We start from the raw sequence: 18986 nt of genomic DNA on the forward strand, positions 1-18986 counted from the left end.
CGTATTTATTGATAAAATAAAACTAATACCCATCGATAAAAGCGATAGATGCATGCGTTACTCTCCCGAATCTTTAGAAGCGTTAGTACAAACCGTGGAAAGCGGATCTTTTTCCGGCGCCGCGCGGGCGCTACGGAAAAGCCAGTCGACCATCAGTACCGCGATTGCCAATCTCGAAGCGGACTTAGGGTTTCCGCTTTTTAGCCGTGAAGGAAGAGAGCCGGTTTTGAACGAGGCGGGGCAACGTGTGTTGGCGCAGGTTAATGAAATTTTGGCCGCCAGCCAGCGCCTGGATGAGTTAGCGATGCGTTTAGCCAGCCATATTGAACCGCGGCTTAGCCTGGTCATGTCGGATTTTTGGCAAACTGACCATCACCAGCGCTTGCTGGAACGGTTTGCTGAACGTTATCCCGATATTGAATTCGAGTGCATGATTGCCGAGGATGAAGATGTCGTCGATCTGTTGCAGGCCGGTCGGGTACAGATTGGCGTGATCCGTACGCAGCCACGTTTACCGCAGGATATTGCTTCCGCGCGGCTTCAGGTCCAGGCGCAAATGGCCATCTTTATCCATCAACGCCATCCGCTCGCCCAATTGCCACGCGTGGAAGAAGAGAGGTTACGGCGTGAACGCCAACTGCGGCTCAATACTTGGCTGCAGAGCGGTGAGCGACCCGGCGGCAAAAGTTGGTCGGCGCCATCGTATTTATTGCTGTTGGAGATGGCCGAGCAGGGGTTTGGCTGGAGTATTTTACCGCGCTGGTTAGTGACACAGTTTGGTCATGGCGTACTGTGTGAATTGCCGGTCGCGGGTTGGCCGCAAAATATTCCGGTTGATGTGGTGTGGTCCAAACGTACCCCGCCCGGACCGGCGGGGCGTTGGATGATTGATGCGCTACGCGCGCAGCAGCCAGATTAATCCCGGCGGGCAATATCGGCCAGCGTGGCGTTCAGCAGCGCGGCAAGATCGCTGGCGGCTAATTCAATATCTAACCCGCGCTTGCCGCCAGAAACAAAAATGGTGGCAAACTGTGTGGCCTGGCTGTCGATCACTGTCGGTAAGCGTTTTTTTTGCCCCAACGGGCTGATGCCGCCAACCAGATAACCGGTTATGCGCTGTGCCAAGAGCGGATCGGCCATATCGGCTTTTTTAGCGCCGAGCGCTTTGGCGACTTTTTTCAAATCCAACTGTCCGGATACCGGCGTGACCGCCACCGCCAAATTTTTCGCATCGCCGTTTAGCGCGACCAGCAGCGTTTTGTATACCTGCTCGGCATTAAGATTGAGTTTACGCACCGCTTCATCGCCAAAATGCGTTTCCTGACTATCGTGTTCGTACGGGTGAAGGGTAAAGGCGATACGCTGTTTTTCCAGAAGTTTTACTGCGGGCGTCATGATAAAGGTCCTTAATCTATCCTTAATATGCAATGCGTTAGGGTGAGTTCCGTGATGTGTTAGGGATTTATTGCGAATAATACTGGCGAAATTCCAGGCTTTGGGCGACAATCGCCCTCGCGTCGGTAACTCGATTATCGGCGAATAACGAAAATCATAAAAAAATTCCTCTTTGACGGGCCGATACTATTATCGGCCTTTTTTTTATCTTTGTTTTAACAGCGCAGGCAAATTATCGTCGCCATAGAGGTGTAAGGCTCCGACGGCGACGACATAACGTCCAGGCGGTAGCGCGATCAGCGCTTGTTTCCAGCGTCGATTACGCTGGCTCATTAACACATCATTCAATTCGCTGCTAAAGGTACCAGGCAATGAAACCTGACTTTGGCCGGGCGGCGATTCTAACCACCAACTGACCATGGTTTGGAGTAAGCGGGCGTTGGTATGCCAGTGGTTGAGCGTGTCTTCCAATAACGAAATCCCATTGCTCGGCAGCGATTGTAATAAATCCATCTGCTCGGATGGCCCTTCCAACTCAATAATTTTTAACTGCCGTGCGGCGGCGGCCTGCAATAGTTGATAATCAATGCCGTAGTCCGGACGTAGCCCTAAACGTTGCGCCTGCTGTGCCTGAACCATTAAGGCAACCTGCCAGCCCGGTAAAGTATCAATCAATTGTGGATTGATCCCTAACTCATCGCACAGGCGCAGCAAGGTTTGCTGGTGTTGCTCGTTTAAGCGCTCGGCAAGCGGCGGCTGGGGACTTTGATGGGTAAAGGGAGAAGTGCCGTCGGTAATATCCGCCTCGACAATCAAAGCATCGGCGGTATTGAGGCGCTGCAATAACGCGGCGGGTAGCGGCATCATATTGTGGGTGCCCATATGAATGCTACCGACTAAATGTAACTCGCGCTCACCGGGCAAATACACATCAATTGCCGGGTAAGCATAGTGCTTCGGCGATAACGCACGAAACAGTGCGGAAATTTTGCGCAGTAATCGATCCATTTTTCCGCCTTATGCAAGAAAACTCCTCATGCTAGCGGTTTATGCAGCGGATGAACAGACGGGGCGCCATCGCCCCGTCGGTTTAACCGTTTTCCGGCGGTTGATAACGTAGCAGGCGGTTGGCGTTACTGACCACGGTAATCGATGAAAGCGCCATCGCGGCACCAGCGACCACCGGGCTCAGTAGCGTACCGGTTAAGGGATATAACACGCCTGCCGCAATGGGAATACCCAGCGAGTTATACACAAATGCGCCCAACAGATTTTGTTTCATATTGCGTAGCGTGGCTTTAGCAATTGACAGCGCGTCGGCAACTGCAGTGAGGTCGTGACGCATCAGCGTGATGGCCGCCGTCTCAATCGCCACGTCACTACCGCTTCCCAGTGCGATACCCACATCAGCCTGCGCTAATGCTGGCGCATCGTTAATGCCATCACCAATCATTGCTACCTGCTGCCCCTGTTGTTGCAACTGCTTAATCGCTTGCGCTTTTCCTTCCGGCAAGACGCCAGCAATCACTTCATCCAGACCGGCTTCCTGTGCGATGGCGCGTGCCGTCACTTCATTATCGCCGGTCAGCATCAGTAAACGGTACCCAAGATTGTGCAGGCGTTTTAGCGCCGAAACGCTTTCCTGACGCAGCGGATCGCGAATCGCGAACAGCGCCGCCAACTGCCCGTCTGCCGCCAGCAGAACCGGCGTCGCGCCATGCTGCGCCATACGCATTATCGTCTCGTCGGCGGCCCGGACATCAATTTGATGTTGCTCCATCAGTGCACGGTTACCCAGCAATAGCGGAATCGCATCAATCGTGCCGCTGACACCATAGCCACTGAGCGTGCGGAATTGTTCAGTTTCCGGGAGCCGGTGGTTTGATGCATACGCAACGATTGCCTGGGCCAGCGGGTGGTTCGATCCCTGTTCTAACGCGGCAGCCTGCGCGACCGCCCGGGCCGCTTCATAATTGCCGAAAGTGACCACCTCGGTGACCTGAGGTTTACCTTCGGTAAGCGTGCCGGTTTTATCGAACACCAAAGTAGTGAGTGAACTGGCGCGTTGTAACGCATCGGCATCGCGCACCAGTACGCCGAACTCTGCCGCACGCCCCACGCCGGCAATGATTGACATCGGCGTCGCGAGGCCAAGTGCGCAAGGGCAGGCGATAATCAGCACCGTCGTGGCGATCACTAATGTATAGACACTGTGTGGCTGCGGGCCGACCAGGTACCAGATAGCGGCGCTGATCAGCGCGATAGCCACCACGGCGGGAACAAATACCGCTGAGATGCGATCGGCGAGCTGGCCGATTTCTGGTTTACTGCTTTGTGCCTGACGCACCATCTGAATAATGCGCGACAGCGTGGTGTGCTTGCCAATCGCGCTGGCGGTAAACAGCACGCTGCCGTCTTGTACTTGAGTGCCCGCATGAAGCGTATCACCCACGGCTTTTTGCTGCGGAAGGGGTTCGCCGGTCAGCATCGCTTCGTCCAGCCACGCTTCGCCGCGGGTGATCTCCCCATCGACCGGTACGCGATCGCCGGTCACCAGACGCAGCGTCATCCCTTTCTGTACTTCGCTTAATGGCCGCGTTTCTTCACCGTGCGCGGTGACGACGCGAGCGGTAGCTGGCGTAAGATCCAGCAGGCGTTCCAGCGCTTTTGATGAACGTTGACGCGCACGTTGCTCCAGCGCATGACCCAGGTTAATCAAACCGATAATCATCGCACTGGCTTCATAGTAGAGATGGCGTGCGGCCAGCGGGAAAAAATCAGGCCACAGATTTACGCTAATCGAATAGAGCCAGGCGGCAGCGGTGCCGAGGGCCACCAACGTATCCATGGTGGCAGCGCCGTTACGTAAACTACGCCAGGCGCTGCGATAAAAATGACCACCGGCAATCACCATTACCGCCAGCGTCAGAATGCCGACCACCAGCCAGCCGCTGCGATTGCTGGCGGTGAGCATCATATTGTCGCCAAATAGCCCATAAATCATCAGCGGGATGCCGAGCAACAAGGCGAGGGCGGATTGCCAGCTAAAGCGCCGCATCGCCTGACGCGCGCTTTGTTGCTGTTTTTCTCGCCGTTCGCTTTCGTCGCCAATCACCTCGGCGCCATATCCGGCTTTTTCCACCGCGGCGACCAGTAACGCTGGCGCTGCCTGGCCGAGCACCAGCGCGCTGCGTTCGGCTAAATTAACCCGCGCCTGCTGTACGCCATCGACCTGTTTCAGTGCCTTTTCGACCCGGCTGACACAACTGGCGCAACTCATGCCCTCAATCAGCAGTTGATAACTTTCATCCGCCGTATTCGCCGGAAGCTGTGAAAAATCCGCTGTCAGCGCTTCCGGCTGAGGTTCTGTGGCTGTCAGCGGTTCAGGCTTTGGGAGCGTATCATCCTGGCTGGCGCTGGCGTGGTAGCCCGCTTGCTCAACCGTGTCGATTAGCGCCTGAGTCGAAGCGGCGCCAGTAATACGCGCTTCTTTGAGAGAAACGTCGGCGTGTTCAACATCATTACGCTGCTCCAGCGCCTCTTTCACTCGTTTGACGCAGTGACCACAAGAAAGGCCATCCAGCGTTAATAGCGTGGTTTGTGACATAACATATCCTCCAGACTACCCAATAACATTTCCGATTGAGCATGAGGTTAAACCTTCCAGCAAGGGCAAGGTCAAGCGATTAAAACGGCAAACGAAGCCGGACGGTAAACCGGGGAGAGGCCAACGCGAAGTGCGCTGGAAAAGAAGGAAACCCGTGCCAACACGCACGGGTTTGATACAGATTAGCGTCGTGCGTGCGCTGCCGCGCGGCGGCCGGCAAGCGTACCGAAGATAATAATATCGGCTACGGCATTACCGCCGATACGGTTTGCGCCATGAATACCCCCCACCACTTCACCGGCAGCCCAGACGCCATCAATGACCTGCTTATGGCTATCCAGCACGGCGGTATCAGTATTGATGGTGACGCCGCCCATGGTGTGATGCACGCCAGGCGCGATACGAATCGCGTAGAATGGCCCATGATTTAACGGATGGCGCAACGCCGTCGCGCGCCCGAAATCATCGTCATGCTGCTGTTCGACAAACTGGTTATAACGCGCCAGCGTCTGCTGCAGGGCATCCTGATCCATATTAATTTTTAAAGCCAGTTCATTCGGGAACGGCGCGCTGACGACAAATCCGCGCCCGATATACTCATCGGCGGCTTTGTTATTCAGGCGCACTTGTTCGTCGAAAATAACCCAGGCGCTTTTTTCCGGCAGGGCAATAATTTCGGCGGACACTTTGTCACGCGTTTCCATCTCATTAAAGAAACGTTTTCCTTCCTGGCTCACCAAAATCGCGCCGCCGCCGCGAATTGACTCAGAAATCAGGTACGAGGTGGTTTGCTCAACGGTTGGGTGAATCTGAATTTCCCCCATATCGACCGTATCAGCCCCCAGTTTCTGTAGCATGGCGATCCCGCTCCCGGTCGCGCCTTTGTGGTTAGTGGTCACAAAGCCATCCAGTTCCGGGCGGTATTTCACCACCATTTCGCGGTTGGCACTAAAGCCGCCGGTCGCGACGATGACGCTTTTTGCGTTCAGGATGCGACTATCGTTATATTCATCAACCACTTTTACGCCGGTAACGGTGTCATTCTCAAACAATATCTCCGCGACGGAGGTTTCGAGTAGGACATCGATATTGCGCTTGTTGACGTTTTTCACCAGCCCGCTAATTAAAAAGCCGCCGACCGCAGAACGGTCAGCCGGACGGTGAGTACGGTCAATGCTCATACCGCCGGTAATGGTGATGTCATTCAGTTCAATTTCGTGGCTGGCGAGCCATTCAATGGCTTCCGGCGCTAATTCGACAAACTCTCTGAGCAGTATCGGGTTATTTTTAAATTTACCGCCTTTCAGGGTTTCTTCATAAAACAACTCTTTACTGTCTTCGATCCCTTTCAGTTTTTGGAAGCGGGTTTCCGCCGCATTCATTCCGACCGACGCTTTAATGGTATTGCCGCCGATGGTAGGCATTTTCTCAATAATGACCACATGTGCGCCTTCGTCACAGGCCTGGATCGCCGCCGCTAAACCGGCGCCGCCGCTGCCGATGACCACCACATCGTAGTTTTGCGGCGCATTGGGGTTACCGCCTTCGTCAATCACATGCTCTTTACTGGAGGTTGCCAACGCGCGGGACACCGCTTTTTTAAGCGCTTCACTCTGCGTGGTTGCACCGGTAATCGCATCAACGTGCGGGCTGTTTGCCACCAGTATGCGTGTGCGGAGATTTTCAAAGGTGGTGGTAAAGTCAACATCAAGCGTGTCGTCTTTGACCAGCGAAATGTCGGTGATACGGTCAGTATCTAAGGTGACGTTGATTTTTAATTTAAGCGCTTCGGCCTCAACTTTTTCCTGATAGACACCGGCCTTATATTTCCGCCCGGAGACGCTCACATCGCGGATCATGGCGTCGACTAATGAGAAGCGCCACAAGGGTTCCGGAATAATCAGCGCCTCACGTTGGGTGCTATCAATATACAGTTCAAGCTGCTCATTGTTGATAATGCGGTCGGCCCAATCCGGATAGGCAATACAGGCTTTACCTACTGCCACCAAATCATAGCCATGGTCGAGAGCGCTTTCTGCATCGGTTTTATTGATCACGCCACCGACGCCAATCACCGGCACTTTTGCCAGTGTTTCAGAGCGCAGGGTGCGGTATTTTTCAATTAACGGCGTTGGATCGCTGGTGTCAACAATCGAGGGGCGCAGTAGTTGCCCTACGGAGAAATGCACGTAATCCAGCCCGCGGGCCGCCAGTTTTTCCAGCAAATACAGGGTATCGTCGAAGCGAATTCCCGGCACTTCAATCTCTTCCGGAGAGAAACGATAACCGATAATGAACCCGTCATGGGCAAAACGGTCTGCCATTTTATGGGTAATTTCCAGCACTTCCAGCGGGAAGCGTGCGCGGTTGTCGCGGCTACCGCCCCATTTATCATCGCGCTGGTTGGAGTTTGGCGAATAAAATTGCTGGATTAAATATGTATTAGCGCCGTGAATTTCAACGCCATCAAACCCGGCCTTGATAGCGCGGTTTACCGCATCGCCAAACTTGGTGATCATCACGTCGACTTCTTCCGCAGTTAACGCTTGCGGCGTTGTTGCGCCTTCACGCGGCGCGGCGATAGCGCTCGGCGCCACCGGCACTTTACCGCCAATCAGCTCCGGCTCCACCATGCGGCCGCCGTGGTAAATCTGTAAAATTGCCTTAGAGCCTTTAGATTTAATCGCATCGGCAATTCTGGTCAGTCCTGGGATTTTGTTATCACTGTCAATCGCGATGGCGCCCGGAAAAGCCGGACCTTTGGTATCAATAAAACAGCATTCGACGATCACAGCGCCGATGCTACCCGCACGGGCACGATAATATTCCACTAATTCACTGGTCACGGTGCCATCATAAAAACCGGTACAGGTGGTCATTGGCGCCATTATCAAGCGATTTTTTAGAACGGCACCATTAGGAAGAGTGAGCGGGCGTAGGATGGGGGTGATAGCATTATTCATTATGACCAACTCCAAACTTTAAACGTCTTGTATTCTGTAGTGAGTACGTATTGTGTTCACTTGATTAAAGTGAGCCAGAATCGTGCACTACATTTTTTAGGTTATATAACAGGTGAATTTACTTATTTGACTTTTGAATTGACGGGAGTTGTCAGGTTCAAACAGAAAGATATTAAGGTTCCCATGAAAGCGTAGTCAAGACGCGGAAAAGATCAACTGTTACCAAACCTTAATACTTCCTGTATGAATAAAGTGTTGCGTAGTGTTGGTAATTAGTCTTGTTATTTGTGTGGTTATTATTGTGTTTTTTTTCTTATTTTTTTATTAAGCCGGCAAAAATTCAACAATCGGATAAGTTGTATTATATTCACTTTACTGAGAAAGACGTTATTAATGAATAGGGATAAAATAGAAGAATCATTTCAAATGCGACATTTAACACGCAATAGAAACTGCAGTAGAAAAAGTGTGGTGGTCCAGGATAGTAAACACATTCTTAAATAACCTGTAGACAAATACTATGAATCAAAAATCAACCCTGAGTGAACCCGCCAATGCCGCACCCGCAGCGTCGGGAAAAAAGAACCGTCTGATATTGCTTTTTCTACCGGTACTGATCGCGGTGTTATTGCTGCTGGTGCCGGTTCCTGCTGGTCTGGAACCTCACGCCTGGCGCTTCTTTGCTATCTTTGTCGGGGTGATTGTCGGTTTGATTTTTGAACCGCTGCCCGGCGCGGTCATTGGTCTGACCGGCGTGGTGGCGATAGCGTTGTTCAGCCACTGGCTGCTGTTTAGTCCGGCCGAGTTAGCCGATCCCAAGTTTAAAGTCGCCACTGAGTCGTTTAAGTGGGCGGTCAGCGGGTTTGGCAACTCCACCGTCTGGCTAATCTTCGGCGCCTTTATGTTTGCCGCCGGTTACGATAAAACCCAGTTCGGTCGCCGCCTGGCGCTGATTCTGGTGAAATATCTCGGGCGGCGCAGCCTGACGCTCGGCTATGCGATTACTTTTGCCGACCTGCTGCTGGCGCCGTTTACCCCGTCAAATACTGCCCGCAGCGGCGGCACCATCTACCCGATTATTGCCAACCTGCCGCCGTTATACGGCTCCAAACCGAATGACCCCAGCGCGCGTAAAATCGGCTCGTACCTGATGTGGGTGGCGATCACCGCCGCCTGTATTACCAGCTCAATGTTCCTCTCGGCGCTGGCACCAAACCTGCTGGCGCTGGCGCTGGTGAAAAGCATTGTCGGTTTTGATATTTCGTGGGGCATGTGGTTCCTCGCCTTCCTGCCGCTCGGCGTGCTGTTAATCCTCACCATGCCGCTGCTGGCCTACTGGTTCTATCCGCCGGAAGTGAAGGTTAACGATGAAGTGCCGCGCTGGGCCGCCAGTGAGCTGGAAAAACTCGGCAAGCTGTCGCGTAATGAAATCCTGCTGCTGGTGTTCGTGTGCTGTGCGCTGCTGATGTGGATTTTTGCCACCGCGTGGATTGAACCGGCGATGGCGGCGCTGCTGGTGATTGTGCTGATGCTGTGGACCGGAGTGCTGAACTGGAACGACATTACCAGCAATAAACCGGCCTGGAACACCTTCGCCTGGTTCGCCACGCTGGTGGCGCTGGCGGACGGGCTGGCACGGGTTGGCTTTATCGCCTGGCTGGGTAAGCAGGGGGGAATGCTGCTGCACGGTATTGACCCGCAGGTTGCGGCGGTGATGCTGCTGATCGCCTTCTTCCTGTTGCACTATCTGTTTGCCAGTACCACCGCGCACACCACCGCGCTGTTGCCGGCGATGCTGACCGTTGCCGCCTCGATTCCGGGCATCAATATGCCGGTGTTCTGCCTGATGCTGAGCACCTCGCTGGGCGTGATGGGGATTATTACGCCTTACGGCACCGGCCCGAGCCCGATTTATTACGGCAGCGGCTACCTGCCAACCAAAGATTACTGGCGGTTAGGCACCATTTTCGGCGCCATCTTCCTCGCCGCGCTGATGCTGATTGGTTACCCGTGGATGGTGATGATGTTCTGATTGATCTATGGCCGGGGTTTCCCCGGCCAATTACCTACTACTTACCTTGCAGCGTATTCGCAATCGCATTAAACATCAGCGATGCTTCCAACGGCTGAGCGCTAAATGAAGGCTCGGCCTGCGGCCAGGTTGACCATTGAACAATCACCAGATTTTCCTTCTGATTGACCACAATCATCTGCCCGTAGATACCTAGCGCCCATTGCGTGTCCGCGCTATTCAAACCGGTTTTCGGTGCCACATCGCCCGCATTTGCCGGAACGCTGTTATTCCACCATTCATAACCGTAAGATCCATCCGGATGGGCCGCCGTCACCGAATCTTTCGCGGTATTCCAGCTACGTGCATCTTTAACCCAGTTATCCGGGAGCTGTTGTTTACCGTCAGGCAGCACACCGTTATTCAGGATAAATAGGCCAAATTTCCCCCAATCCTCAAGAGTAGCGTTAAAACCGTGGGCGCCAACGTCATGTTGACCCTGTGCGTAGCTGTGCCACACACCATCGTGGGTCATTCCCCAGGGTTGCCAGATCTTATCCTGTAAATATTGTGCAATTGGCATACCGGTGGCTTTCTCAAGCGTATCGCCTAGCAGCCAGGCGCCGCCAGAAGAGTAAGACCAGGCGGTACCCGGTGCTGCGAGTGCTTTACGTTGCGGATTAATCACCAGTTTTTTCACGCAGTCATAAGTCGCATTGCCCGCTTCGCAGGCGGTTAACTGTGCAAAGTCTGATTTAGGATCTTTATAGTTTTCATCCCATTTCACGCCAGAGGTATGCTGAAGCAGTTGACGCACCGTAACCTGTTCCCAAGCCGTTCCACGCACATCAGGGTTATATTTCACAATTTTATCGTCCAGTGAGGCGATTTTACCTTCTTTAAGCGCAACGCCCACCAGCGTGGAGACCACAGACTTACCAACCGAGCGCGAGGTCCATAACGTTTGTTTGGTATTGCCTGCGCCGTAATAATCCCAGGCGATCTTACCGTCTTTAATCACCATCATCCCGGTGACGCTATTACGTTTAATATAATCATTAAGGTTATATTGATGCCCGTGATAGTGATAAACCGCCTGCGCCAAACTATGAGGCGCACGTGCTAATGGCACCGGCGTACCGGCTTTGAAAACATCGCCAGCGTAGGAACGGTAATCATTACGGAATCCGACAACCCGATCATTTTGATCCCAGGTCAGCATGTTTTTGACATCCGGCAACGAGGCGTCCAACGGGGTCGGGCAGGCGCTGAGGCCCGGAACCTGGCAATCAGTAGTTGGGGTGGCCGCGCCAGCCTGGAGTGCGCTGCCCAGTAAAATGGCGAGTAAACAAAAACGGAGATGACGTTTTTCCATGATGTGGTCCTTTATTACATGGCTGAATGAAGAGAACGTAGCAACGATTTACGTTCCTTTCGTTAAGAGGCGCTCAGTATAAGAAGCAACAGGAAAACCGAAGAGTCAGTGAGCGGGGGGGAATCCCCCGCAAGCATGAATATTTATTGGTCAGACGGCGCATTTTGGATAAAGCGCGCATCGGCAATGCGCGTTAAGGTTGTATGATTAACGAATTCCGTAACCAGTAAAAATCGGAGGGGCCGGTGAATATTAGCGATGTTGCCAGGAAAACCGGGTTGACCAGTAAGGCAATCCGGTTTTATGAAGAGAAGGGGTTAGTCACGCCGCCATTGCGGGGTGAGAATGGCTACCGTAGCTATACCGCCAGGCATCTGGAGGAGTTTACCTTGCTGCGCCAGGCGCGGCAGGTGGGGTTTAATCTCGATGAATGCCGTGAAATGGTGGCGTTGTTTAATAATCCGGCGCGCCACAGTGCCGACGTGAAAGCCCGCACGCTGGAAAAAGTTGCCGAAATTGAAACCCATATTCGGGAGTTAGAGGCCATGCGCCAACGATTACTGGCGCTGGCCGAAGCTTGCCCTGGCGATGAGAGCGCCGATTGCCCGATCATTAATCAGCTTGCCGGTTGTTGCCAGCGCGTTAAGCAGGATTAAGCGCGTGGCGCCACGCGTAAGGTAATGCCTTCCACGCCGGTGACGGTGACGTGGCTACCTGCCGGTAAATCGCTATCGGCCTGCACGCGCCAGCTACTGTCGCCAATACGCACATGCCCAAACCCATTGACCAGCGCATCAGACAGCGTGAGCTGTAAACCTACCATTTGCGACCCACGCTGGTTGAGCAAAGATCGCGGGGGCTGATTACGACGCTGCATCCAGCGATACCAAAGAAAAGCCGCCGCCAGAGTGAGCAGGGCGAAAATCACCCCTTGCCATGCCCACGGAAGCGGGACCACCCAGATGGTCATCCCTACCACCACCGCCGCGATGCCGCTCCATAGCAAGTAACCGCTAGTACCGAGCATTTCAGCGGCGAGCAATAACCCGCCAAGGGTCAACCAAAACCAATGCGGATGAGCAACGATTTCAGCCAACATTACTTTTCACTCCGCGCCTGCCTGGTGGTATCCAGCAATTCACCGATCCCGGCGATCGAACCCATCAGGCTACTGGCTTCCAACGGCATCAATACCACTTTGCTGTTATTTGCCGCGCCAATTTTTTGTAGCGCATCGGTATATTTCTGCGCAATGAAGTAATTAACTGCCTGTAAGTCGCCTGCGGCGATGGCTTCGGAAACCATTTTGGTCGCCTGCGCTTCTGCTTCTGCCGCGCGTTCACGGGCTTCGGCCTGTAAGAAGGCGGATTGTCGCTCGCCTTCCGCTTTCAGAATCTGCGACTGTTTTTCCCCTTCTGCGCGCAGAATAGCCGCCTGGCGAACCCCTTCGGCGGTTAAGATATCGGCACGCTTGGTCCGCTCGGCTTTCATCTGCGCATTCATCGCCGCAATCAATTCGGTTGGCGGGCGAACATCGCGAATCTCAATACGCGTGACCTTAATTCCCCATGGGTTGGTCGCCTCATCAACAATATGCAGCAAGCGAGTATTAATGCTGTCGCGCTGAGAGAGCATTTCGTCCAGTTCCATCGAGCCAAGTACGGTACGGATATTGGTCATGGTCAGGTTAATGATCGCCAGCTCGAGGTTGCTTACCTCATACGCGGCGCGCGCCGAATCGACCACTTGTATAAAGCAGACGGCATCAATAGTCACGTTGGCATTATCTTTGGAGATGACTTCTTGTGAGGGAATATCCAACACCTGTTCCATCATGTTGATCTTGCGACCGACCCGATCCATGAATGGCACGACCAGATTAAGGCCTGGCTGCAGTGTTTGCGTATAGCGACCGAATCGCTCCACGGTCCACTGATAACCCTGTGGGACAATTTTGATGCCTGACCAAACGATGATCAGCGCCACCACGATTAACACCGGCACCACGATAAGCATAAGTAAAACCTCCTGACTGTTTGATTGACGGGCCGAGTCGCTTCAGCCCGTTGGAAACACACCCGCTAGTAGAGCAGGGAGTAAAGCTGACGTCGATATTTTGCCGCCAGCGCATCGCCAGTGCCCAACGCCGCAAGGATTTCTTGTAGCATCTTACGCGCCTGACCATCGGCGGCATTCAAATCTTTTTTCAGGGGAGCCAATAATAACTCCAGTGCCTCTTCATTACGGCCCACCTGATGTAACTGTAGCGCGAGTTTACTGGCTAATTCCGCGTTATCCGGCTCATTTTCCAACTGTTGCTGTAATTGCTGAATTTCCGGCGTATCGGCGGCCTGCTTAAGCAGATCTATCTGAGCGATGAGGCTCTGATAGCGCATATCTTGATCCTGAAGCGGCACTGCTTTCAACACCGCTTCCGCTTCCTCACTACGGTTCAGCGCGATCAGCGCCTCCGCCAGCAGAAAACCGTATTCGCTATTTTGATTACTCAACTGCCAAGCTTCTTTGAACAACGGCAAAGCATCAATGGTTTTGCCTTCCTGCATCAAGGCCATCGCTTCCTGCGCTTTCAACTCTTCGGCGCGGGGTAATACCTTGTCAAGCAACGCGCGTACCGCTTCTTCCGGTTGCGGCCCCTGGAACCCATCAACCGGTTGCCCATTCTGGAACAGATACACGGTTGGGATTGCGCGCAGGCCGAACTGGGCGGCAACCATTTGTTCTTTATCGCAGTCGAGTTTCGCCAGAATAAACTGACCGGCGTACTCTTGAGCCAAACTTTCCAGCACCGGCGTCAGTTGCTGGCAATGCTGGCTACGGTCAGACCAAAAGTAAAACAACACTGGCGTGGTCATAGACTGTTCCAGCGTTTGCTGCAGGTTGGTTTCGTTGACGTTGATAATCGAAGCGTTTGGTGACATGAATGCGTCTCTTTTTTTGATGACTTTGTAACGATATTGGGGCGTTACGCCTGGCTTCAAGCTATTCCGGCGACTTGACGCGTAAAATGCGATCAAGCATCCAGCCTGGCAGTAAACGCCGTAAAATACTCATGGCGTGCGCCACCAGGGTGACCGGATAACGCAGGCGCGGATGTTTACTCTCTAAAGCATGGCGTAGTTTTGGCAGAATCGCCTGCGGCGGCAAGGTAAATCGCGCCGCAATGCCAGGGTTTTTAACCGGCTTATCCTGCTGTGTCTGGCTCACGTTGGCGGTAAAACGTGAGTGAATTGGGCCCGGCTCAATCAGGCTGACACGCACGCCGCTGCCGCGCAGCTCCATGCGTAACGCGTCGGACCAGGCTTCAAGCGCATATTTACTGGCGGCATAGGCGCCGCGTCCCGGCGTGGAAACCAGCCCCAGCACCGAGCTGGTATTAATAATGCGGGCATCGCCGCTGGCCTTGAGCGCCGGTAATAACAGCACGGTTAATTGGTGTGTCCCGAAAAAATTGGTAGCAAACTGCTGCTCCAACTGTTGGCGCGACAGCGAGTGCAGAGGGCCATACACGCCAAATCCGCCATTATTGAACAGGGCATACAGATGATTTCCGGTGAGTTCAATCACTTGCTGTGCGGCGCGCGCCACACTTTCCTCATCGGCTAAATCCAGCAGAACACCGGTAAAGCCGAGAGTCTCCATCCTGGCGACATCTTCCGCTTTCCGGCAGGCCGCCAGCACCCGATAGCCTCGCTGCAATAAATCATTGGCCGCCACCAGGCCAATGCCGCTGGAGCAGCCAGTAATTAAAACGTTTTTTTGCATAACTTTACCTGTTAACAATCCCGGTTTTCCGTCACTCATGCTTAACTAGAAAGGCTCGTCTTATTGCGAGCCTGTTTGACCACCTGAATGGGCTGGGGATGGATGTTGCACCAGAGGGGCTAACGTTTTCGCCATCAGGTCGGCAATGAAAGGCTGCGCATCCGGGTTAGGATGAATACCGTCCCGTTGCATCCATTGTGGTTTTAAATAAACCTGCTCCATAAAAAAAGGCAGCAATGGAATATTGAATTCCTGCGCCAGCTTTGGATAGATCCCGCTGAAAGCCTCAGTATAACGGCGGCCGTAGTTAGGCGGTAAGCGGATCTGCATCAACAGCGGTTGCGCGTTGGCCGCTTTGACGTCGTTAATAATGGTACGTAGATCTTGCTCCACGTTTTGCGGCGGGAAACCCAGCAAACCATCGTTACCGCCTAATTCAATCAGCACCCATTGCGGTTGATGTTGTTTGAGTAATGCCGGTAAACGCGCCAAGGCTTGTGCGGCGGTATTGCCGCTAATGCTGGCGTTAATCACCTGCGGTTGCTGCTGCCATTGTTTATCCAGCAGCGCGGGCCAGGCGGCAGCGGCAGACATTTGATAACCGGCGCTTAGGCTATCCCCAAGTATCATCAGCGTATTCGCCGACGCGACACGCGTCAGTAGCAGCAATAATAACAGGAAAGGATAATGCCAGCGGAAAACATTCTTGAAGTTCATCATCTTAGTAAGTCCGTCGGTCAGGGAGAGCATCAACTGACCATCCTTACCGGAGTTGAGCTGGTTGTCAAACCGGCTGAAAGTATTGCCCTGATTGGCGAGTCAGGTTCCGGAAAATCAACCTTGTTAGGTATCTTGGCAGGCCTGGATGATGGCAGCGAGGGCGAGGTTTTTATGTTCGGGCAACCGCTGCACCAGATGGATGAAGAGCAACGCGCGACGCTACGAGCGAAAAATGTCGGCTTTGTTTTTCAGTCATTTATGCTAGTACCGACGCTTAATGCTCTGGAAAACGTACAGTTACCGGCGCTGTTGCGTGGAGAGAACGATAAACAAAGCCGTGAACAAGCGCGGGCGTTATTAACGCAACTGGGCCTGGCAGGGCGTTTAGCGCATCTTCCCGCTCAGCTTTCGGGCGGCGAACAGCAACGTGTGGCATTGGCACGCGCCTTCAACGGCCAGCCAGGACTCCTGTTTGCCGATGAACCGACCGGGAACCTCGATCGTAATACTGGCGATCGGATCGCCGATCTGATGTTTTCGCTCAACCGCGACTTTTCTACCACGCTTATTTTGGTAACGCATGATGAACAACTGGCGGCGCGCTGCGATCGCCGTCTGCGCCTGCGCGATGGAAAATTGTGGGAGGAAGTATGATTTGGCGCTGGTTCTGGCGCGAATGGCGGTCGCCATCGTTACTGATCGTCTGGATGGCGCTGACGCTGGCGGTAGCTTGTGTGCTGGCGTTAGGGTCGCTGAGCGATCGGATGGAGAAGGGGTTAACGCAGCAAAGCCGTGATTTTATGGCGGGTGACAGAACGCTGCGTAGCGCGCGTGAAGTGCCGCAAGCGTGGCTTGATCAGGCGCGTACGGACGGGCTGCGTAGCGGAAAGCAACTGACATTTGTCACCATGACCTTTGCCGGTAATACGCCGCAACTGGCGGCGATTAAAGCGGTTGATGACCTGTACCCGATGTATGGTCAACTCACTACTCGCCCGGCCCATCTCAAACCGGCCGCGGGCACGGTGCTGGCTTCACCGCGCCTGATGGCATTACTGAATTTAAAAGTGGGCGATGCGCTGGATGTCGGTGATACCACGCTGCGGGTTGCCGGGGAAGTATTGCAAGAGCCAGATAGCGGGTTTAACCCATTTGAAACTGCTCCGCGCCTGATGATGAACCTGGCGGATGTGCCTAAAACCGGTGCGGTACAGCCGGGAAGTCGGTTAACGTGGCGCTATAAATTTTCCGGTACGCCTGCCCAACTTAGCCGTTATGACAGCTATATCAGCGGGCAAATAAAACCGGGCCAACAGTGGATTAGCGTTGAGAATTCGGAGGATGCGTTAGGCCGCTCAATGCAACGTGCGCAACAGTTTTTATTGCTCTCTGCGCTATTAACGCTGCTGTTGGCGATTGCCGCCGTGGCGGTTGCGATGAGCCATTATTGTCGCAGCCGTTATGACTTGGTGGCGGTTTTAAAAACGCTTGGTGCTAACCGTGCCGCGTTACGTAAACTCATCGTCGGGCAGTGGTTGGCGATTTTGTTGCTAGCGGCTATTTCAGGCGGCCTGATTGGGCAAGCATTCGAGACGATTTTATTAACCCTGCTGCGGCCGGTGTTGCCGGGCGAGTTGCCGCCAGCCAGCTTTTGGCCGTGGTTGTGGGCGGTAGGTACGTTGTTTGTTATTTCGCTAATTGTCGGGCTGCGGCCTTATCGCTTATTGCTGGCGACCCAGCCACTACGCGTGCTTCGGCGCGATAGTGTCGCCCGGATTTGGCCACTGAAATTTTATTTGCCGGTGATGGCGGTGGCGATAGTGGGGTTACTGGCGCTGTTGGTTGGCGGCAGTAAACTGCTGTGGGCATTAGTTGCCGGCATGGTGTTGCTGGCGGTATTGCTTGGCGCTATCGGTTGGGGCGGCTTAATGCTGCTCCGCAAGCTGGTGGTGCGTAATCTGGCGTTTCGTCTGGCGGTTAATCGCCTGCTGCGCCAGCCATGGACCACGCTCAGCCAACTGGCAGCCTTCTCCTTATCCTTTATGTTGTTGGCGCTGCTGCTGGTGATGCGTGGTGATTTGTTGGAGCGCTGGCAACAGCAGTTACCGCCGAATAGCCCGAACTATTTCTTGCTCAATATGACGCAGGATCAGGTGCCGCAGGTCGAAAAATTCCTCACGCAACACCAGATAACGCCGCAGACTGCGTATCCGATCGCGCGGGTAAGGTTAACGGAGATTAAAGGGAAAGCCGCTGATCCAACCAAGGATAATGCGCTTAATCGTGAGCTGAACCTGACGTGGCTGGAAAAACGGCCCGATCATAACCCGCTGGTGGCGGGGTACTGGCCGCCCAAAAAAGGTGAGGTATCCATGGAGGTTGAGCTAGCTGAACGCCTGGGCGTGAAGCTCGGTGATACCTTGACCTTTAGCGGGGATACGCAGACGTTTAGCGCCAAAATAACCAGCCTGCGTAAAGTGGATTGGGAAAGCCTGCGACCCAACTTTTTCTTTATCTTCCCGCCGGGCGCGCTGGATGCGCAACCGCAAACCTGGCTAACCAGCTTTCGGATGGATAACCATCCGACATTACTGGCGCAGATAAATCGACAGTTTCCGACGTTAAGTCTGCTGGATATCGGCAGTATTATGCGGCAGATCGGGCAAGTGCTGGCGCAAGTGAGCCAGGCGCTGGAGATTATGGTGATTTTGGTGACTGCCTGTGGCGTCTTGCTGTTATTGGCGCAGGTCCAGGTTGGAATGCGGCAACGGCGGCAGGAGTTGGTCGTCTGGCGCACGCTGGGCGCATCAAAACGTTTGCTGCGCGCTACGCTGTGGTGTGAGTTCGCACTATTGGGCGTGGTGTCTGGCGTTGCCGCCGCGCTCGGCGCAGAGGTGGCGCTGTGGGGCTTGCAGCGAAAAGTGTTTGATTTTCCCTGGCAGCCTGACTGGGTGTTATGGGTAGCGTTGCCGCTGACCGGCGCGCTGCTGCTATCGTTGTGCGGTGGCTGGTTAGGCGTAAGGTTACTAAAAGGGAAGGCGCTGTTTCGTCATTTTGACAGCGCATAAGCGTTTACTGCGGCATACCACTTCCGGTGCCGCAGTGCGTCTCTAAGGGCGAGGCGTACCTCGC

15 protein-coding genes are annotated in these 18986 nt (G+C 53.9%); 5 read left to right on the forward strand and 10 right to left on the reverse strand.

All coding sequences use genetic code 11. The features are described 5' to 3' along the window. Positions 1 to 52 precede the first annotated feature (52 nt). A complete protein-coding gene (locus PMPD1_RS06415; RefSeq protein ID WP_173633259.1) occupies positions 53 to 919 on the forward strand; it encodes a LysR family transcriptional regulator in 867 nt (288 codons plus the stop codon). Here PMPD1_RS06415 and ybaK read toward each other — a convergent pair. From ybaK to PMPD1_RS06435, 4 genes are all read right to left on the reverse strand, one after another. Beyond that, the gene (gene ybaK, locus PMPD1_RS06420) at positions 916 to 1395 is read right to left on the reverse strand and encodes a Cys-tRNA(Pro)/Cys-tRNA(Cys) deacylase YbaK (protein WP_173633260.1); all 480 of its coding nucleotides are present in this window, start codon (positions 1393 to 1395) and stop codon (positions 916 to 918) included. The two genes, PMPD1_RS06415 and ybaK, sit on opposite strands and share 4 nt — an antisense overlap. A gap of 204 nt (positions 1396 to 1599) precedes the next feature. After that, on the reverse strand, positions 1600 to 2403 hold the full coding sequence (locus tag PMPD1_RS06425) for a TraB/GumN family protein (RefSeq protein WP_173633261.1): 804 nt from the start codon (positions 2401 to 2403) through the stop codon (positions 1600 to 1602). A gap of 82 nt (positions 2404 to 2485) precedes the next feature. Beyond that, the gene (gene copA, locus PMPD1_RS06430) at positions 2486 to 5002 is read right to left on the reverse strand and encodes a copper-exporting P-type ATPase CopA (RefSeq protein ID WP_173633262.1); all 2517 of its coding nucleotides are present in this window, start codon (positions 5000 to 5002) and stop codon (positions 2486 to 2488) included. A 182-nt stretch (positions 5003 to 5184) separates the two neighbouring features. After that, a complete protein-coding gene (locus tag PMPD1_RS06435) occupies positions 5185 to 7965 on the reverse strand; it encodes a flavocytochrome c (protein ID WP_173633263.1) in 2781 nt (926 codons plus the stop codon). A 520-nt stretch (positions 7966 to 8485) separates the two neighbouring features. On the opposite strand from PMPD1_RS06435, the gene PMPD1_RS06440 reads away from it, so the two are divergent. After that, a complete protein-coding gene (locus PMPD1_RS06440) occupies positions 8486 to 9997 on the forward strand; it encodes an anion permease (RefSeq protein ID WP_173633264.1) in 1512 nt (503 codons plus the stop codon). Positions 9998 to 10034: 37 nt separating this feature from the next. On the opposite strand, the gene PMPD1_RS06445 is transcribed toward PMPD1_RS06440, so the two are convergent. Beyond that, entirely contained in the window at positions 10035 to 11351 is a 1317-nt protein-coding gene (locus PMPD1_RS06445) for a serine hydrolase domain-containing protein (RefSeq protein ID WP_173633265.1), read from the reverse strand. 245 nt (positions 11352 to 11596) lie between these two features. Between PMPD1_RS06445 and cueR the strand changes: the two genes are divergently transcribed. Next, positions 11597 to 12007, forward strand: coding sequence for a Cu(I)-responsive transcriptional regulator (cueR, locus tag PMPD1_RS06450; RefSeq protein WP_173633266.1), 411 nt, complete (start codon positions 11597 to 11599; stop codon positions 12005 to 12007). Here the strand turns inward: cueR and PMPD1_RS06455 are convergent. The 5 genes from PMPD1_RS06455 to tesA form a co-directional block, all read right to left on the reverse strand. After that, positions 12004 to 12450 (reverse strand): NfeD family protein, encoded by a 447-nt coding sequence (locus PMPD1_RS06455; RefSeq protein WP_173633267.1) that lies wholly within the window; start codon positions 12448 to 12450, stop codon positions 12004 to 12006. The two genes, cueR and PMPD1_RS06455, sit on opposite strands and share 4 nt — an antisense overlap. Then, positions 12450 to 13367, reverse strand: a complete 918-nt coding sequence (locus PMPD1_RS06460) for an SPFH domain-containing protein (RefSeq protein WP_173633268.1) — start codon at positions 13365 to 13367, stop codon at positions 12450 to 12452. The genes PMPD1_RS06455 and PMPD1_RS06460 overlap by 1 nt, the downstream gene beginning before the upstream one ends. A 65-nt stretch (positions 13368 to 13432) precedes the next feature. Then, positions 13433 to 14290: a co-chaperone YbbN gene (locus PMPD1_RS06465; RefSeq protein WP_173633269.1), complete on the reverse strand. Its 858-nt coding sequence runs from the start codon at positions 14288 to 14290 to the stop codon at positions 13433 to 13435. 61 nt (positions 14291 to 14351) lie between these two features. Then, the gene (locus PMPD1_RS06470) at positions 14352 to 15134 is read right to left on the reverse strand and encodes an SDR family oxidoreductase (protein WP_173633270.1); all 783 of its coding nucleotides are present in this window, start codon (positions 15132 to 15134) and stop codon (positions 14352 to 14354) included. 60 nt (positions 15135 to 15194) lie between these two features. Further along, entirely contained in the window at positions 15195 to 15854 is a 660-nt protein-coding gene (tesA, locus tag PMPD1_RS06475; RefSeq protein ID WP_173633271.1) for a multifunctional acyl-CoA thioesterase I/protease I/lysophospholipase L1, read from the reverse strand. On the opposite strand from tesA, the gene ybbA reads away from it, so the two are divergent. After that, positions 15822 to 16508: a putative ABC transporter ATP-binding protein YbbA gene (gene ybbA / locus PMPD1_RS06480; RefSeq protein ID WP_173633272.1), complete on the forward strand. Its 687-nt coding sequence runs from the start codon at positions 15822 to 15824 to the stop codon at positions 16506 to 16508. The genes tesA and ybbA overlap by 33 nt on opposite strands. After that, positions 16505 to 18922 carry a putative ABC transporter permease subunit YbbP gene (gene ybbP / locus PMPD1_RS06485; protein WP_173633273.1) on the forward strand — a complete coding sequence of 806 codons (2418 nt, stop codon included), beginning with the start codon at positions 16505 to 16507 and terminating at the stop codon, positions 18920 to 18922. Before ybbA ends, ybbP begins: the two co-directional genes overlap by 4 nt. Positions 18923 to 18986: the final 64 nt, after the last annotated feature.

The sequence above is a fragment of the Paramixta manurensis genome (assembly GCF_013285385.1).
Lineage (GTDB): Bacteria > Pseudomonadota > Gammaproteobacteria > Enterobacterales > Enterobacteriaceae > Paramixta > Paramixta manurensis.

Excerpts from the sequence above, each read along its gene's own strand:
- PMPD1_RS06415 (WP_173633259.1), top strand. The coding sequence starts at position 53 with ATGCGTTACTCTCCCGAATCTTTAGAAGCGTTAGTACAAACCGTGGAA.
- ybaK (WP_173633260.1), bottom strand. The coding sequence starts at position 1,395 with ATGACGCCCGCAGTAAAACTTCTGGAAAAACAGCGTATCGCCTTTACC.
- PMPD1_RS06425 (WP_173633261.1), bottom strand. The coding sequence starts at position 2,403 with ATGGATCGATTACTGCGCAAAATTTCCGCACTGTTTCGTGCGTTATCG.
- copA (WP_173633262.1), bottom strand. The coding sequence starts at position 5,002 with ATGTCACAAACCACGCTATTAACGCTGGATGGCCTTTCTTGTGGTCAC.
- PMPD1_RS06435 (WP_173633263.1), bottom strand. The coding sequence starts at position 7,965 with ATGAATAATGCTATCACCCCCATCCTACGCCCGCTCACTCTTCCTAAT.
- PMPD1_RS06440 (WP_173633264.1), top strand. The coding sequence starts at position 8,486 with ATGAATCAAAAATCAACCCTGAGTGAACCCGCCAATGCCGCACCCGCA.
- PMPD1_RS06445 (WP_173633265.1), bottom strand. The coding sequence starts at position 11,351 with ATGGAAAAACGTCATCTCCGTTTTTGTTTACTCGCCATTTTACTGGGC.
- PMPD1_RS06455 (WP_173633267.1), bottom strand. The coding sequence starts at position 12,450 with ATGTTGGCTGAAATCGTTGCTCATCCGCATTGGTTTTGGTTGACCCTT.
- PMPD1_RS06460 (WP_173633268.1), bottom strand. The coding sequence starts at position 13,367 with ATGCTTATCGTGGTGCCGGTGTTAATCGTGGTGGCGCTGATCATCGTT.
- PMPD1_RS06465 (WP_173633269.1), bottom strand. The coding sequence starts at position 14,290 with ATGTCACCAAACGCTTCGATTATCAACGTCAACGAAACCAACCTGCAG.
- PMPD1_RS06470 (WP_173633270.1), bottom strand. The coding sequence starts at position 15,134 with ATGCAAAAAAACGTTTTAATTACTGGCTGCTCCAGCGGCATTGGCCTG.
- ybbA (WP_173633272.1), top strand. The coding sequence starts at position 15,822 with ATGCCAGCGGAAAACATTCTTGAAGTTCATCATCTTAGTAAGTCCGTC.
- tesA (WP_173633271.1), bottom strand. The coding sequence starts at position 15,854 with ATGATGAACTTCAAGAATGTTTTCCGCTGGCATTATCCTTTCCTGTTA.
- ybbP (WP_173633273.1), top strand. The coding sequence starts at position 16,505 with ATGATTTGGCGCTGGTTCTGGCGCGAATGGCGGTCGCCATCGTTACTG.